A 13,885-nucleotide genomic window follows, 5' to 3' on the forward strand; every position below is an offset into this window, starting at 1 on the left:
CGCTCAGTACCGGCCGGCCACACGTGCGGACAGCTCGTGCGCCGCGCCCGCGACGGCGGCCCCGAGCGTCGCCCACGTGTCCTCGGCGGCTCGCTCCCGATTGAAGGTGAGACCGATGGCCGCGACCGGCATGCCATTGCGGTCCACTGCGGCCGACGCTGTGGAGCCGTAGTCGCGCACGATCTCGCCATCTTCGGTGGCCCAGCCACGTGTGCGCGCCTGAGCGATCACGGTGGCCAGTTCCTTGAGCGCCTCCGCTCCCGTGGTGTCGCGCATGGAGAAGCCCGCGGCGTGGGGATAGAGCGCGCGCACCTGAGCGGGTGCGAGCAGAGAGAGAAGAGCACGCCCTGTTGCGGTGAGATGTGCGGGCAAGCGCACGCCGATGCTCGTGACCGTGGTGGGAGCGCGAATCCCCTGCTCACGCGCGAGGTACATCACCTCGGTATCGGACCGCACGGCCAGGTGCGCCACGACCGGCACCGCGCTGCGCTGAACGAGCCGCTCGAGGATGGGCCTGCCAAGCCGCGCCAGCTGATCGGTCCGCTGCGTGGCAAGCCCCAGGTCGCCGAGCAAGGGGGACAGGGCGTATACGCGGTCCTCGGGGAAGTGGACCACGAATCCCTCGTCCATGAGCACGCGGAGCAGGTGATAGACGGACGACCTCGGGAGTTCCAGATCCCGCGCGATGACCGCCGCCCGCGCGGGGGCGGCCACGGCGGCGAGATACCGGATCATGCGCAGCGCCGCTGAAGCGGCGGGAACGTTGCTCGCCATGGATGTCACCTCGCCGACGCGGGACGCAGAATGTCTGGTATCCCAGACACAATATCGCGGACACCCGTGGCCATGAGGGTGGGAGGCGGCGTTCAATGGCGGACAGGCGAAAGGAAGTCCCCATGGCTGCTCAGGTGGAAGCGACGCCCGCGGTTGTCACGATCGGCGACGGCGCACTGACCCCCCGAGATGTCGTTGCGGTTGCACGCCACGACGCCGTCATCGTGCTGTCGGATGAGGCGCACGAGCGCATCGATCGGTCTCGCCGCATCATCGAGGACCTCGCGCAGGACGCGCGCCCGCACTACGGGGTCTCCACAGGCTTTGGGGCGCTCGCGACCGAGCACATTCCGCCCGCTCGGCGCATCGAACTGCAGCGGTCGCTCGTGCGCTCGCACGCCGCGTCTTCCGGCCCCGAGGTCGAGCGCGAGGTGGTTCGCGCCACGATGGTGCTGCGGCTCGCGACCCTGGCCACCGGGCGCACCGGGGTGTCACGGCGGGTAGCCGACGTGTACGTCGCCATGCTCAACGCCGGGATCACCCCCGTCGTAGGCGAGTACGGCTCGCTCGGCTGCTCCGGCGATCTTGCGCCGCTCGCCCACTGCGCGCTCGCCGCGATGGGAGAGGGTGAGGTGCGCCTCGGGACCTCAGGGGCGCCCGGCGAGCTAACGACCGCGGCGGACGCGCTCGCCGCGGCGGGCATCACCCCCATCCTGCTGCACGAGAAGGAGGGCCTCGCCCTCATCAACGGCACCGACGGGATGCTCGGCATGCTGTGCCTCGCGCTCGCCGATCTGGACCGCCTCATGCTGACGGCCGACATCGCGGCCGCGATGAGCATCGAGGGACTCGCGGGGACGGACGCGGTGTTCGCCGCGGACATCCAGGCGCTAAGGCCCCATCCCGGGCAAGCGGAGTCCGCGGCGAACATGCGCGCGGCACTCGCCGGCTCGCCGGTCGTCAGCGCACACAAGGAATCGGGCTTCACGCGCGTGCAGGACGCCTACTCGCTGCGCTGCGCGCCCCAGGTTCACGGCGCCGCGCGCGACACGGTCGCTCATGCCGACGCGGTCGCGCGCATCGAGCTTGCGTCCGCCATCGACAATCCGGTGGTTCTGCCCGACGGCAGGGTTGAGTCGAACGGGAACTTCCACGGAGCGCCACTTGGCTACGTTCTCGACTTCCTCGCGATCGCCGTCGCCGATGTCGCGTCTATGTCGGAGCGCCGCACCGACCGCTTTCTTGACCGCTCCCGCAACGGCGGCCTTCACGCGTTCCTCGCGTCGGACCCGGGCGTCGACTCCGGGCACATGATCGCCCAATACACGCAAGCGGCGATCGTCTCCGAGCTCAAGCGCCTTGCGGTGCCCGCGTCCGTCGACTCGATACCCACCTCGGCGATGCAAGAGGACCACGTCTCGATGGGATGGTCGGCCGGCCGCAAGCTCCGCCGCTCTATCGACGGCCTCACGCGAGTGCTCGCGATCGAGGTGATCACCGCCGCTCGCGGGATCGAGATGCGCGCCGAAGGCAGCGCCCCCGCCATCGCTCGCATTCTCGAGATGCTGCGCGAGCGCGTGCCGGGCGTTGGGCCAGATCGCTACCTCGCGCCGGAGATCGCGGCCGCGGTGGAGCTCGTCGCGAACGGCACGCTGGTGAAGGGACTGTACGCATGATCACGGCGCATCGCGGCAACGAGCTGCACACGCTCGGCTGGCAGCAGGAGGCCGCCCTCAGGATGCTGCAGAACAACCTCGACCCCGAGGTCGCCGAGCACCCGGACGACCTCGTCGTCTACGGGGGCACCGGCCGTGCCGCGAGGTCGTGGGAGGCGTACCACGCGATCGTCCGCACGCTCACGACGCTCAAGTCGGACGAGACGCTGCTCGTGCAGTCCGGCAAGCCCGTCGGCGTGATGACCACGCACGAGTGGGCCCCAAGGGTGCTCATCGCCAACTCGAACCTGGTCGGCGACTGGGCGACGTGGGACGAGTTCCGCAGGCTCGAGGCCATGGGCCTCACGATGTACGGCCAGATGACGGCGGGATCGTGGATCTACATCGGCACCCAGGGCATCCTGCAGGGCACGTACGAGACCTTCGCGGCGGTTGCCGCTGCGCTTGCTTCGCGCAGGGGCGAGTCGGCTGACGGAGCGTCGCTCGCGGGCACGATCACGCTGACGGCCGGCCTCGGCGGCATGGGCGGAGCACAGCCGCTCGCCGTCACCATGAACGGGGGTGTGGCGATCTGCGTCGATGTGGACCAGTCACGAATCGATCGGCGGATTGAGCACGAGTACCTCGACGTGCAGGCGAAGAGCCTCGAGCACGCCCTCGAACTCGCTTACGGGGCCAGAGACCGCAAGGAGGCACTCTCGATCGGAGTCCTCGGGAACGCGGCCATCACTCACCCGCGCCTGCTCGCGATGGGCGCCGAGATCGACATCGTCACCGATCAGACCTCGGCTCACGATCCCCTCGCGTACCTTCCCGCGAGCGTGGCCTTCGACGACTGGGTCGAGGCCCGCAAGGATCCGGGCTTCGCCGATCTAGCGCGCGAATCCATGGCGCGGCACGTGGAAGCGATGGTCGGCTTCCAGTCTGCGGGCGCGGAGGTCTTCGACTACGGCAACAACATTCGCACGGAGGCGAAGGCCGCGGGCTTCGCCGATGCGTTCGCCTTCCCCGGATTCGTGCCCGCCTACATCCGGCCGCTGTTCGCGGAGGGCAAGGGCCCCTTCCGCTGGGCCGCCCTCAGTGGGGATCCCCACGACATCGCCGTCACCGACCGCGCGATCCTGGAGCTCTTCCCGGAGAACGAGTCGCTCGCGAGGTGGATTCGCCTCGCGGAACGCAAGGTGCGCTTCCAAGGTCTCCCGGCCAGAATCTGCTGGCTCGGCTACGGGGAGCGGGATCGCGCGGGCCTGAGGTTCAACGAACTCGTAGCGGCAGGCGAGATCTCCGCCCCCATCGTCATCGGGCGCGACCACCTCGACTCCGGCTCCGTGGCGTCTCCCTACCGCGAAACCGAGGCCATGCTCGACGGTTCCGACGCGATCGCAGACTGGCCGCTGCTCAACGCCCTAGTCAACACAGCGTCGGGCGCCACCTGGGTGTCAATTCACCATGGCGGGGGCGTCGGAATAGGTCGTTCCCTGCACGCCGGCCAGGTGACGGTCGCCGACGGCACGGAACTCGCGCAGCAGAAGCTTGCGCGGGTGCTGTCCAACGATCCTGGTATGGGCGTGATCCGTCACGTTGACGCGGGTTACGAGCGAGCCGCGGAGGTCGCCGCGGAGCGCGGGGTGCGGATCCCCATGACCGAGGCGCCATGAGCTTCCTCCCACCGGTGTTGAGCCGAGCGGGCATCGGCGCTGACGGCTCCGTGAACAGGGCTTCGTTCGGCGAGGCCGACCTCGAATGCCGCGCCTGGTTCGGTGCGCGGGCCGACGAGCTGGGCCTGATGCTTGAGGTGGATCGCAACGGCAACCAGTGGGCGTGGTGGGACGAGCACCTCCCGGGAACGGCGGTCGTGGTGGGGTCTCATCTCGATTCCGTGCCCGACGGGGGAGGTGGGATGGCCCGCTGGGGGTGGTGGCTGCTTTCGCCGCCGTCGGCGAACTGCGCTCGCGGGGATTCGCCCCCACCCGGCCGATAGCGGTGGTGAACTTCACGGAGGAGGAGGGTGGGCGCTTTGGGCTTGCCTGCCTGGGATCGCGGCTCATGACGGGGGCCGTCGACCGCTCGCGCGCGCTCGCGCTCGCGGATCGCGATGGCGTCACCCTCGAGCAGGCGATGACCGCCGCCGGCCTGGAGCCTGCTCGCGTCGGCGCGGACCCCGATCGGGTCCGCCGCATAGGCGCGTTCGTGGAACCGCACATCGAGCAGGGACACCTGCCGGTGATCGGCTCGTCGCCGGAGGTGCGCGGGCTGGCCGCCGCCGGTGCGCCGCTCGGGGTGCTGACCGAGATCTGGGCCCACGGCCGGTGGCGCGTCGACATCCCGGGAACCCCCAATCACGCCGGGACCACGGCGCTCGAGGACAGGGACGATCCCGTGCTCACCATGGCGAGGGGAATCCTCCTGGTCAGGGAGATGGCTCACGAGCTGGGCGTCATCGCAACGGTGGGCAAGGTCTCCGTGGTGCCCGGAGCGGTCAACGCGATCGCCTCGCTCGCCACGATGTGGATCGACGCCCGTGGTGCCGACGCGGAGAGGGTGCCGTTGCTCGCCGAGCGCGTGGCTGCGGCGCTCGGCGTGAGCGCGGTGCTCGAGAGCTGGACCGCTGCCACGCCGTTTGATGAGGGGCTCTCCGACGCTCTCGCGGGCGCCGCGCAAGCGGCGAGCGGCGTACCGGCACCGCGCCTGCCGTCGGGGGCAGGCCACGACAGCGGCGTGCTCGCGGAGGCGGGAATACCTGCGGCAATGCTGGTTGTGCGCAATCTTGACGGCACGTCGCACGCCGCGGGCGAGCACGCGGATGACGCTGACGCGCACCTAGCGGCCGTGGCCATCGTCTCGCTCCTTGAGGCGTTGCGATGACTCGACTGCATCTCGAAAACGCACTCGTCGACGGCAAGGTACTCGCCGACGTCGCGGTGGACGTCGACGCCGACGGGCGAATCACGGCGGTGTCCCCGGGCACGGCGAGGACGGCGGACCACGTGGCGCTCGATGGCCTGGCCCTGCCCGGCTTCGCCAACGCCCATTCGCATGCCTTTCACCGCCTCCTGCGCGGACGCACGGACGCGGACGGCGACGACTTCTGGGCATGGCGGGACCTCATGTACCGCGCGGCCGGCCGCCTGGACCCGGATCGGTACCACTCGCTCGCCCGCGCCCTCTTCGCGGAGCTCCTCGAAGCCGGCTACACCGCCGTCGGCGAGTTTCACTATCTTCACCGCCGCCCGGACGGCGCAGCGTATGCGCCCCACGGGGCGATGGCCCAGGCGCTCGCCGACGCGGCGCGGGGCGTGGGGATCCGGTTGACGCTCCTCCACACCGCGTATCTGCGTGGCGGGCTCGACGAGCACGGCAACCCGTTGACGGGCAGCGACGCGCAGCGCCCCTTCCTCGACACGGCACGCGAGTGGCGTGACCGCCACGAGGAGTTGGCCGCGATCACCGGACCGCTGGTGAGGAGGGGAGCGGCGCTGCATTCGCTGCGCGCGGTGGATCCCGCTGATCTGCCGGCCCTCCTCGAAGCGGCGGACTCCGACGAGCCGCTCCACGCGCACGTCTCCGAACAGCCGGCGGAGAACGCTCAGGTTGGCGCGGCGTACGGTGCGTCACCCGTCGAGGTTCTCGCGCGGGCCGGGGGTGCTGTCGCCGCGATTCACCGCGGTCCATGCGACCCACCTCAGCCCCGCCGACGTCCGCCTGCTCGCCGAATCAGACTCGATGGTGTGCATGTGCCCGTCAACGGAGCGCGACCTCGGCGACGGCATCGGCCCCGCGCGCGAACTGGCAGATGCGGGGGTCGGACTCGCCGTTGGCTCCGATCAACACGTCGTCGTCGACCCGTTCGACGAGTGCCGCCAACTCGAGGGCCACGAGCGCCTTGCCACCGGGCGGCGTTCGCGCTTTAGCCAGGAGGAGTTGCTCGCGACCGGCACGCTTGGGGGGCTATCGAAGCCTCGGCTGGCAGGGCGGCGAGATCGCCGTCGGAGCGCTTGCGGACCTCGTCGTCATCGACCCGGCGTCGGCCAGGACCGTCGGCACCGACCTTGCGAGGTCGTGGCTGTCCGCCACGGCGGCGGACGTGCGGCATACGGTTGTCGGAGGCACGGTCGTAGTGCGAGACGGTGCACACACAGCTGGCCCCGCGCGCGATGCGCTGCGCGCGGCTATCGAGGAGGTGTGGACGTGAACTCGACGCTCCTCACGGGTATCGGGGAGCTGACGACTCACGAGGACGAGCGTCCCGTCCGCACCAGCGCCGCGATCGTCATCGACGAGGGCCTCGTCGCGTGGGTCGGCGACGCGGCTGCGGCACCCGCGGCGGACAGCGCCGTCGACCTCGACGGCGCGGCCGCGCTTCCCGGTTTCGTCGACTCGCACACGCACCTCGTCTTCGCGGGGGACCGCGCTGGCGAGTTCGTGGCCCGCATGGAAGGCGCCCCATACGAGGCAGGTGGCATTCGCACCACGGTGGCGCGCACCCGCGCCGCGTCAGACGATGAGCTCCTCGCGAACCTGCGCAAGCTCGTCGCGGAGGCCCTGAGGCAGGGAACCACCACCATCGAGGTCAAGTCCGGCTATGGGCTCGACCTCGCCACTGAGGAGCGCTCGGTGAGGCTCGCGGCGCAGGTCACTGACGAGGTCACCTTTCTGGGGGCCCACGTGGTGCCCGCGGACGCCGACAGGGATGAGTACCTGTCGCTCGTTACCGGGCCGATGCTCGACGCCTGCGCGCCCCATGCGCGGTGGATCGACGTGTTCTGCGAGGAGGGCGCCTTCACCCGCGACGAGTCGGAGAGGGTGCTGAGGGCTGGGATCGCGAAGGGACTGGGCGTGCGCTTGCATGCCGCCCAGTTGGGGCCGTCCGACGCGATCGCGCTCGCGGTCGAGCTCGACGCGGCCGCGGTCGACCACGCGAGCTTCCTCTCGGACGCGGACATCGAGATGCTCGCGCGTTCTCGAACGGTCGCGACGCTGCTGCCCGGCGTGGAGTTCTCCTCCCGGCTGCCCTGGACGGACGCACGCAGGCTCCTCGACGCCGGTGTCACGGTGGCGCTGGCGTCGGACTGCAACCCTGGGTCGTCGTTCACGACATCGATGCCCATGGTCATCGCGTGGGCGGTGCGCGAGATGCGCATGACGCCTGCCGAGGCGATCTGGGCGGCCACGGCCGGTGGAGCCCAGGCGCTGCGCCGCGACGATGTTGGCCACCTCTCTCCCGGTGCCCGCGCGAACATCGCGGTGCTCGAAGCGCCCTCGGCTACGCACCTCGCGTACCGCCCTGGCGTGCCGCTCGTCACCCGCGTGTGGCAGGACGGGGTCGAGCGCACTACAGCTCGGAAGGCTCCATCCGCGTAGTTGCAGGGGCCGAGACGGGCCACAGCGGACTGGGAAGGTCCTCGGTGATGCCCTTGCCCGCGAGGTAGCTCGCGAAGTGCAGGGCCCACACGCGGTGCGCCTCAACCTGCTGGTCGTGAAGATCGTTCAGCGCCACCTGGCCGAGCGTCGGATACCGAGCCGCGATCGCGCGCACCAGATCCAGCGTGGCGAGCACGTCCGCATCGGCGGCGTGCAGGGCGTCGGGGTTGACGCTCACGCCATAGGTCTCGCACATGTCGATGAGCTTGCGCTTGCCGCGGCGGTAGCGGTCGAGGTGGCGGTCAAGGACGAGCGGATCCACGATGGGTCGAATCCCGCCGGGCAGCCGCTCAGCGAGGGTGGGCAGTCCGTTGCGGGCAAGCTCCGTCTCCAGGATCGAGAGGTCGTACTGCACGTTGAAGCCGACCACCGGAATCCCGGAACCCAGCGCGGAGGCGAGGAGCTCCGCGATCTCGGCCAGAGCGTCGGCCGGTGTTTGGCCCTCAGCGCGGGCCCGCTCAGTGGTGATGCCGTGCACCTCCGTTGCCCGCGCGGGGATGGGAATACCAGGGTCGATGAGCCACGTGCGCTGCGTGGGCTCGCCGTTTCCCGTGCGCGTGATGAGCGCCGCGGTCACGATGCGGTCGGTGGCGGTGGACACGCCCGTTGTCTCGGTGTCGAAGCCCACCATCGGTTCGTCTAGCCAGGTCATGGGGCAACTCTCCCACGGGCCGGTGACATCGGCCCGACGGTGTGGCTGGTGAGCGCTCGGGCCACCAAGGCGCGCGCCGGTAGGCTGGGTGGGTGAGCAACGAGATCGAGATCGGCCGCGGAAAGCGCGGTCGCCGCGCCTACTCCTTCGACGACGTGGCCATCGTGCCCAGTCGCCGCACGCGCGACCCCCAGAACGTGTCTCTGCGCTGGCAGATTGACGCCTTCGAGTTCTCCATTCCCGTCATCGCCGCTCCCATGGACTCGGTGATGTCCCCGGCGACCGCCATTGACCTGGGTCGCCACGGCGGCCTCGGCGTGCTGGACCTTGAGGGCGTGTGGACCCGCTACGAGGACCCAACGGCGCAGCTTGAGGAGATCGCACAGCTGGACGGCGCGGACGCCACCAAGCGCATGCAGCAGATCTACGCGGAGCCGGTGAAGGAGGAACTCATCACCGCGCGGCTCCAGGAGATTCGCGCGGCGGGCGTCACCGTCGCCGGCGCCCTCAGCCCGCAGCGCACCCAGGAGTTCTACGGCACGGTGCTGAAGGCCGGGGTGGATCTCTTCGTCATTCGCGGCACCACAGTCAGCGCGGAGCACGTCTCCGCCGGCGAGGAGCCCCTCAACCTCAAGAAGTTCATCTATGAGCTGGACGTGCCCGTGATCGTCGGCGGCGCGTCCACTTACCAGGCATCGCTGCACCTCATGCGCACGGGCGCCGCGGGTGTGCTCGTTGGCTTTGGCGGCGGGGCCGCGCAGACCACGCGCACCTCGCTCGGCATTCACGCGCCCATGGCCACGGCGGTGGCCGACGCTGCCGCCGCCCGCCGCGACTACCTCGACGAGTCCGGGGGCCGGTACGTGCACGTCATCGCGGACGGCGGCGTTGGCCGCAGCGGCGACATGGTCAAGGCCATCGCGTGCGGGGCCGACGCTGTGATGGTCGGCGCCGCGCTCGCTCGTGCGGAAGAGGCGCCGGGCGCGGGCTACCACTGGGGCCCCGAGGCGCACCACCCGGAGCTGCCCCGCGGCGAGCGGGTGCACGTGGGAACGGTCGGCACGCTCGAGCAGATCCTTCAAGGCCCCGCGACCACCGCGGACGGCACCACCAACCTCATGGGCGCGCTGCGCCGGTCCATGGCCACCACGGGCTACAGCGACCTCAAGGAGTTCCAGCGGGTGGACATCGTCGTCAGCCCGTACCAGCCGCACTAGGAACCTCCCGCGCAACGCTTGCACGAAAACGTTTTCCATGCCAGCGTTTGGCTGAGGGCAACGGCGCCCTCCACTATGACGGGGTGATCATGAGGCAACTAGATCGGAAAGCGCGAATTGCGGTGGGGGCAATCCTTCTCGGCGTGGCTCTGCCCGCGGTGGCAACGGCCGCCTCAGCCGGAAGTTGGAGCGGATAACAGAGTTGCCCCATCAGCACCGTGGTCAAGGCCACCGGACACAAGGGAAATTCGGGCACCATCAAGGTGGTGGCGGGTGGAAACTCATACACCGACACGACGCCCGGCAGCGGATACAACGTCACGGTGCCGAGCGCCTCGTCGTCTGCGAACTGGTCTGTCACGGGTGCCGGCGCGACATCGGGCTACGGTTACTGCGGAACCTGAGTGTGCGCGTCGTCGCAATTCGTCGGGCCCTCTTCGCGGTTGGACTGGGCGCCGGGCTGCTGATACTTGCCGCTGGGTGCACGACACCGGCTCCGGTGCTCTCTGTTGCTCCGCAATGGGAGGAGCCAGGATGGATGGCGGACGTCCGACAAGAGAGCGAGCAATTCCAGAACGGGCAGATCGCTTGTTACGCCGAGTACGGACTTCACGCGGTTAAGAACATGGCTGGCAGTGTTGGGTTCGTCAATCTCCCACAAGATCCTGCGACTCAGGCGCTGTTGGAGAAGGCCTCCGCGGACTGCAATGCCAGATTTCCACTGCCGAGTTTCCTGGCCGACAAGACGTTGACGGACACGGCCTATGGGCGAATGATCGACACTCGGGACTGCATCGTCGCACACGGCTTTGAGGTACCGGAGCCGCCTAGCGCGGAGACGTGGAAGGACTCTGACTGGCAGTCGGCCTGGAACCCCTATGACGATTTGGTCGTTGGCCAGAACGCGCTCGCCCAAGACAAGTTGTTCGCGCTCGCCCAGGCATGTCCTCAACCGGGACCCAACTTCCAAATACTCGCACCCACATCGGACTATTGAGCGTGGCAACTGCTGAGGCGCGGAAGTCGGCCCGACTCTGGGGCGCGTGGCCATGGGTCCTCGCCTTGGTCGTCGCGTTGGCTCTTGGCCTGGTCTTCGGAAGGTGGGCGTTCGCGCCTCCGCTTGTAGATGGGGCCGCTGACGCGCCTGCGACGGTCGAGGTCGCTGAGACGACCGTGGGCCAGTCAATACCTGTGGCCGTCGCCGCAACATGGGTCGCCCGCCCGTTCGGGGTTGGCGCGGCGTCGGGAGTGCTGACGTCGCTCGTGGTCGCGGACGGTGACACCGCCCGCGTTGGCGACCGCCTGTACTCGGTAGACCTGCGACCAGTGGTGGCCGCGGTCGGCACAGTTCCCGCGTTCCGCGACCTGTCCCAGGGGACCACGGGGCCGATGTTGCGCAAGTGCAGCGCTTTCTCATTGACCTTGGCTACCTCGACGGCGCCGCTGACGGCGACTTTGGCCCGGTCACGAAGCAGGCGGTGCGGGCGTGGCAGGCGAAGCTCGGCGTGGAGAAGGACGGGATTGTGCGCGCCAGCGACATAGTCTTCGCTGCGAGGCTGCCGGCGCGGGTGCGGGTGGCCGATGACGTTCAGGTGGGCAAGCGCCTCAGCCCCGGAGACGTGGTGCTGTCGGTGCTCGACGGGGAGCCAGAATTCACCGCCACGATCACCTCGGGCTCCACCTATGACCCGTCGCTGCCCATCGAGGTGACCTTCGGTGACGAGACGGTGCAGACGGTGGTTGCGAGTTCCCAGGTAGATCAGTCGAACAACACGATGTTGACGCTGAGGCGGCAAGACGGCACGTCCGTGTGCGCCGACGAATGCGAACAGGTGTCGTTGAACCCCGCCGAGGCCGTCTACCCCGCACAGCAGATCCTGATCCCTTCGGTGACGGGCCCCGGTGTGCCTGCCGCCGCGGTGTGGTTCACCGCCGCCGGAGACCCCTACGTTGTGCTTGTGGACGGTACCCAGGTGCCGGTGACCATCCTGGGCCAAGGTCAGGGCAGCGTCGTGCTCGGTGGGGTGGAGGACGGCACCACAGTGGTCCTGGCTGGCACGCCGGCGTCGCCGACCGAGGGCTCACCCGCCGAGTCGCGGACGCCGGCGCCATGAGCGTGGCCGCCGGTGACGCGGCCGGTCCGGAAGCGCGAGCTGCCGTCGGCGCTCGTGGCCTCAGCTTCGCCTACCGGTCGAGCGTGGCTGCCGTCATCGAGAATCTGACGGTGGACATTCCGACCGGCGCGGTCACGACCCTCACAGGGCCCTCGGGCTCCGGTAAGTCGACCCTGCTGTACCTGCTCGCGCTGATGATCCGGCCGTCGGGGGGCGAGGTCGTCTGGAATGGCACCGCGGCCTCGAGCCTGCCGGACGCCGCCCGGTCGAGGCTTCGTGCCGCTCAAGTAGGGTTCGTCTTTCAGGACGCCCTGCTCGATCCCTCCCGAACCGTGCTGGCCAATGTCTGTGACTCCGGCCTCTTCGCGGGCATGTCACACGCCGACGCCGCCAGCAGAGCGCGCGCGATGCTGACCCGCTTTGGCGTGGAGCATAGGGCCGACCACCGGCCTGGAGAGATTTCCGGGGGCCAGGCCCAGCGCGTCGCAGTCTGTCGCGCCCTCCTCACCGACCCGCGCGTCGTCTTCGCGGACGAGCCCACGGGCAATCTCGACGATGACTCGGCCGAGGTCGTGTGGCAGGCGCTGGTGGGCCGCGCGGCACGCGGCGGAACCGTGATCCTCGCAACGCACGACAGAACCCTTGCGTCCCGCTCCGACCACGAGATCCGGCTCACCGCAGACGGCGGAGCCCAGTTGCACTCGCGGGTGACCGCATGACATCGAGGACTCGCGACATGGAGGCGACTGGGCCGTGGCCAGGAGTTCCGCGATTCGCGGAGCTGATCAGAGACGCTGGCACCGGTGCCCGCGCCCAGGTGGCGACCACGCTCACTCTCGTCTTGGTGCTGGCCACCGTGAGTTTCTCGGTCCTGGTCACCACGGGCCAGGCCGCAGCGAACGAGGCGCAGGTTGTCGGCCAGATCGATTCCGCCGGGACCCGCCTCATCGTCATCTCGGACGACGGCGGTGCGGCGGGCATTCTTCCCTCGGCGCCTTCCACGCTGGCGAGGCTTTCCGACGTCACGTGGACGCTCGGTCTGGGTCCCGCAGTGGACATGGTGAATCCCGCGCTGCCCGCATCGCCCGTGGGCGCGCGCGCCATGGTGGGTGAGGTCCCGCCGGACTTCATCCTGGTACAGGGCCGTGCGCCCCGCCCAGGGGAGGCGATCGTTGGAGTGAGCGCGACGGGCGCGCTGAACCTAGGCCCCGGCCTGGGCAGAGTCCGCGCGATCGCCGACCCGATCGCCGACCCGGTGGGCGTCGTCGGCGTGTTCCAGGCGACAGGGCCGCTGGCAAACCTGAACGACTCGGTCCTCATCGCGTCGAACCCCGACGACGTGGACACGCTGCGCTACGTGTACGTGCTGGCGAGCGACGTCACCGTCATCGACCGCCTCGAGAGCGTCCTCACGACCTCGACCCCCGCGCTCAATCCCGCCGCACTCACGGTGGAGACTCCCAAGGGTGCGATCGCGCTAAGGGACGTCATCGCGGGCGGCTCGGCGCCGCCTCCCGGCAGCTGATGGCCGTCGTCATGGGCGTCGGTGCGGTGATCATCGCCGTCACCGTGCTCTCCGCCGTCATCTCCAGGCGCCGGGACTTCGGCCGTCGCCGCGCACTTGGCGCCACCCGTTCGGCCCTCGTCGCGACCGTTCTCGCTCAGGCCACGATAGGAGCCATCATCGGGACGGCGCTGGGGATCGGCGCTGGGGTCATGACCCTGGCGGCCACCACCGGTTCGCTGCCCACCTGGCAGTTCATCGCAGGCGTCGCGGGCCTGGCCGTTCTGCTGATGCTCGTCACGAGCACGCCGATCGCCACGTACGCGGCTTTCCGCGATCCGCTGCGAATTCTCCGCGTGCCGTAGTCCCCGAACTCGGGGCTTTCGCACCACCAACCTCATGGGCGCCCTGCGCCGGTCCATGGCGACCACGGGCTACAGCGATCTCAACGAGTTCCAGAGGGTGGACATCGTCGTCAGCCCGTACCAGCCGCACTAGCGAGGGCGCGAACCCATCGCTATACTTGT

General features: G+C 69.5%; 16 protein-coding genes. 14 read left to right on the top strand and 2 right to left on the bottom strand.

Annotation, left to right across the window (positions count from 1 at the left end):
• Window positions 1-3: 3 nt before the first annotated feature.
• On the bottom strand, window positions 4-774 hold the full coding sequence (locus NVV57_07785; GenBank protein ID MCR6712590.1) for a helix-turn-helix domain-containing protein: 771 nt from the start codon (window positions 772-774) through the stop codon (window positions 4-6).
• A gap of 122 nt (window positions 775-896) precedes the next feature.
• On the opposite strand from NVV57_07785, the gene hutH reads away from it, so the two are divergent.
• The 7 genes from hutH to hutI are packed head-to-tail and all read left to right on the top strand — an operon-like array spanning window position 897 to window position 7,811.
• On the top strand, window positions 897-2,450 hold the full coding sequence (gene hutH, locus NVV57_07790; protein ID MCR6712591.1) for a histidine ammonia-lyase: 1,554 nt from the start codon (window positions 897-899) through the stop codon (window positions 2,448-2,450).
• Complete coding sequence (locus NVV57_07795; GenBank protein ID MCR6712592.1) at window positions 2,447-4,108, top strand: urocanate hydratase; 1,662 nt, start codon at window positions 2,447-2,449, stop codon at window positions 4,106-4,108. Before hutH ends, NVV57_07795 begins: the two co-directional genes overlap by 4 nt.
• Window positions 4,105-4,431: a hypothetical protein gene (locus tag NVV57_07800; GenBank protein ID MCR6712593.1), complete on the top strand. Its 327-nt coding sequence runs from the start codon at window positions 4,105-4,107 to the stop codon at window positions 4,429-4,431. Before NVV57_07795 ends, NVV57_07800 begins: the two co-directional genes overlap by 4 nt.
• Complete coding sequence (locus NVV57_07805) at window positions 4,368-5,315, top strand: M20/M25/M40 family metallo-hydrolase (protein ID MCR6712594.1); 948 nt, start codon at window positions 4,368-4,370, stop codon at window positions 5,313-5,315. Before NVV57_07800 ends, NVV57_07805 begins: the two co-directional genes overlap by 64 nt.
• The gene (locus NVV57_07810) at window positions 5,312-6,361 is read left to right on the top strand and encodes an amidohydrolase family protein (protein ID MCR6712595.1); all 1,050 of its coding nucleotides are present in this window, start codon (window positions 5,312-5,314) and stop codon (window positions 6,359-6,361) included. The genes NVV57_07805 and NVV57_07810 overlap by 4 nt, the downstream gene beginning before the upstream one ends.
• Before the next feature lie 29 nt (window positions 6,362-6,390).
• A complete protein-coding gene (locus tag NVV57_07815) occupies window positions 6,391-6,642 on the top strand; it encodes an amidohydrolase family protein (GenBank protein ID MCR6712596.1) in 252 nt (83 codons plus the stop codon).
• Entirely contained in the window at window positions 6,639-7,811 is a 1,173-nt protein-coding gene (gene hutI, locus NVV57_07820; protein MCR6712597.1) for an imidazolonepropionase, read from the top strand. The genes NVV57_07815 and hutI overlap by 4 nt, the downstream gene beginning before the upstream one ends.
• On the opposite strand, the gene NVV57_07825 is transcribed toward hutI, so the two are convergent.
• The gene (locus NVV57_07825) at window positions 7,783-8,523 is read right to left on the bottom strand and encodes an exonuclease domain-containing protein (GenBank protein MCR6712598.1); all 741 of its coding nucleotides are present in this window, start codon (window positions 8,521-8,523) and stop codon (window positions 7,783-7,785) included. The genes hutI and NVV57_07825 overlap by 29 nt on opposite strands.
• 92 nt (window positions 8,524-8,615) lie before the next feature.
• Here NVV57_07825 and NVV57_07830 point away from each other — a divergent pair, with 92 nt between their 5' ends.
• The 7 genes from NVV57_07830 (at window position 8,616) to NVV57_07860 (ending at window position 13,723) form a co-directional block, all read left to right on the top strand.
• A complete protein-coding gene (locus NVV57_07830; protein ID MCR6712599.1) occupies window positions 8,616-9,740 on the top strand; it encodes a GuaB3 family IMP dehydrogenase-related protein in 1,125 nt (374 codons plus the stop codon).
• 218 nt (window positions 9,741-9,958) lie between these two features.
• The gene (locus NVV57_07835; protein ID MCR6712600.1) at window positions 9,959-10,144 is read left to right on the top strand and encodes a hypothetical protein; all 186 of its coding nucleotides are present in this window, start codon (window positions 9,959-9,961) and stop codon (window positions 10,142-10,144) included.
• 134 nt (window positions 10,145-10,278) lie between these two features.
• On the top strand, window positions 10,279-10,737 hold the full coding sequence (locus NVV57_07840; GenBank protein ID MCR6712601.1) for a hypothetical protein: 459 nt from the start codon (window positions 10,279-10,281) through the stop codon (window positions 10,735-10,737).
• Window positions 10,738-11,140: 403 nt separating this feature from the next.
• Complete coding sequence (locus NVV57_07845) at window positions 11,141-11,854, top strand: peptidoglycan-binding protein (protein ID MCR6712602.1); 714 nt, start codon at window positions 11,141-11,143, stop codon at window positions 11,852-11,854.
• On the top strand, window positions 11,851-12,573 hold the full coding sequence (locus NVV57_07850; protein MCR6712603.1) for an ABC transporter ATP-binding protein: 723 nt from the start codon (window positions 11,851-11,853) through the stop codon (window positions 12,571-12,573). The genes NVV57_07845 and NVV57_07850 overlap by 4 nt, the downstream gene beginning before the upstream one ends.
• A complete protein-coding gene (locus NVV57_07855; GenBank protein MCR6712604.1) occupies window positions 12,570-13,379 on the top strand; it encodes a hypothetical protein in 810 nt (269 codons plus the stop codon). The genes NVV57_07850 and NVV57_07855 overlap by 4 nt, the downstream gene beginning before the upstream one ends.
• The gene (locus NVV57_07860) at window positions 13,379-13,723 is read left to right on the top strand and encodes a hypothetical protein (GenBank protein ID MCR6712605.1); all 345 of its coding nucleotides are present in this window, start codon (window positions 13,379-13,381) and stop codon (window positions 13,721-13,723) included. Before NVV57_07855 ends, NVV57_07860 begins: the two co-directional genes overlap by 1 nt.
• Window positions 13,724-13,885: the final 162 nt, after the last annotated feature.

It is taken from the genome of Demequina sp., from assembly GCA_024707205.1.
In the GTDB taxonomy this organism is placed as follows: Bacteria; Actinomycetota; Actinomycetes; order Actinomycetales; family Demequinaceae; genus Demequina.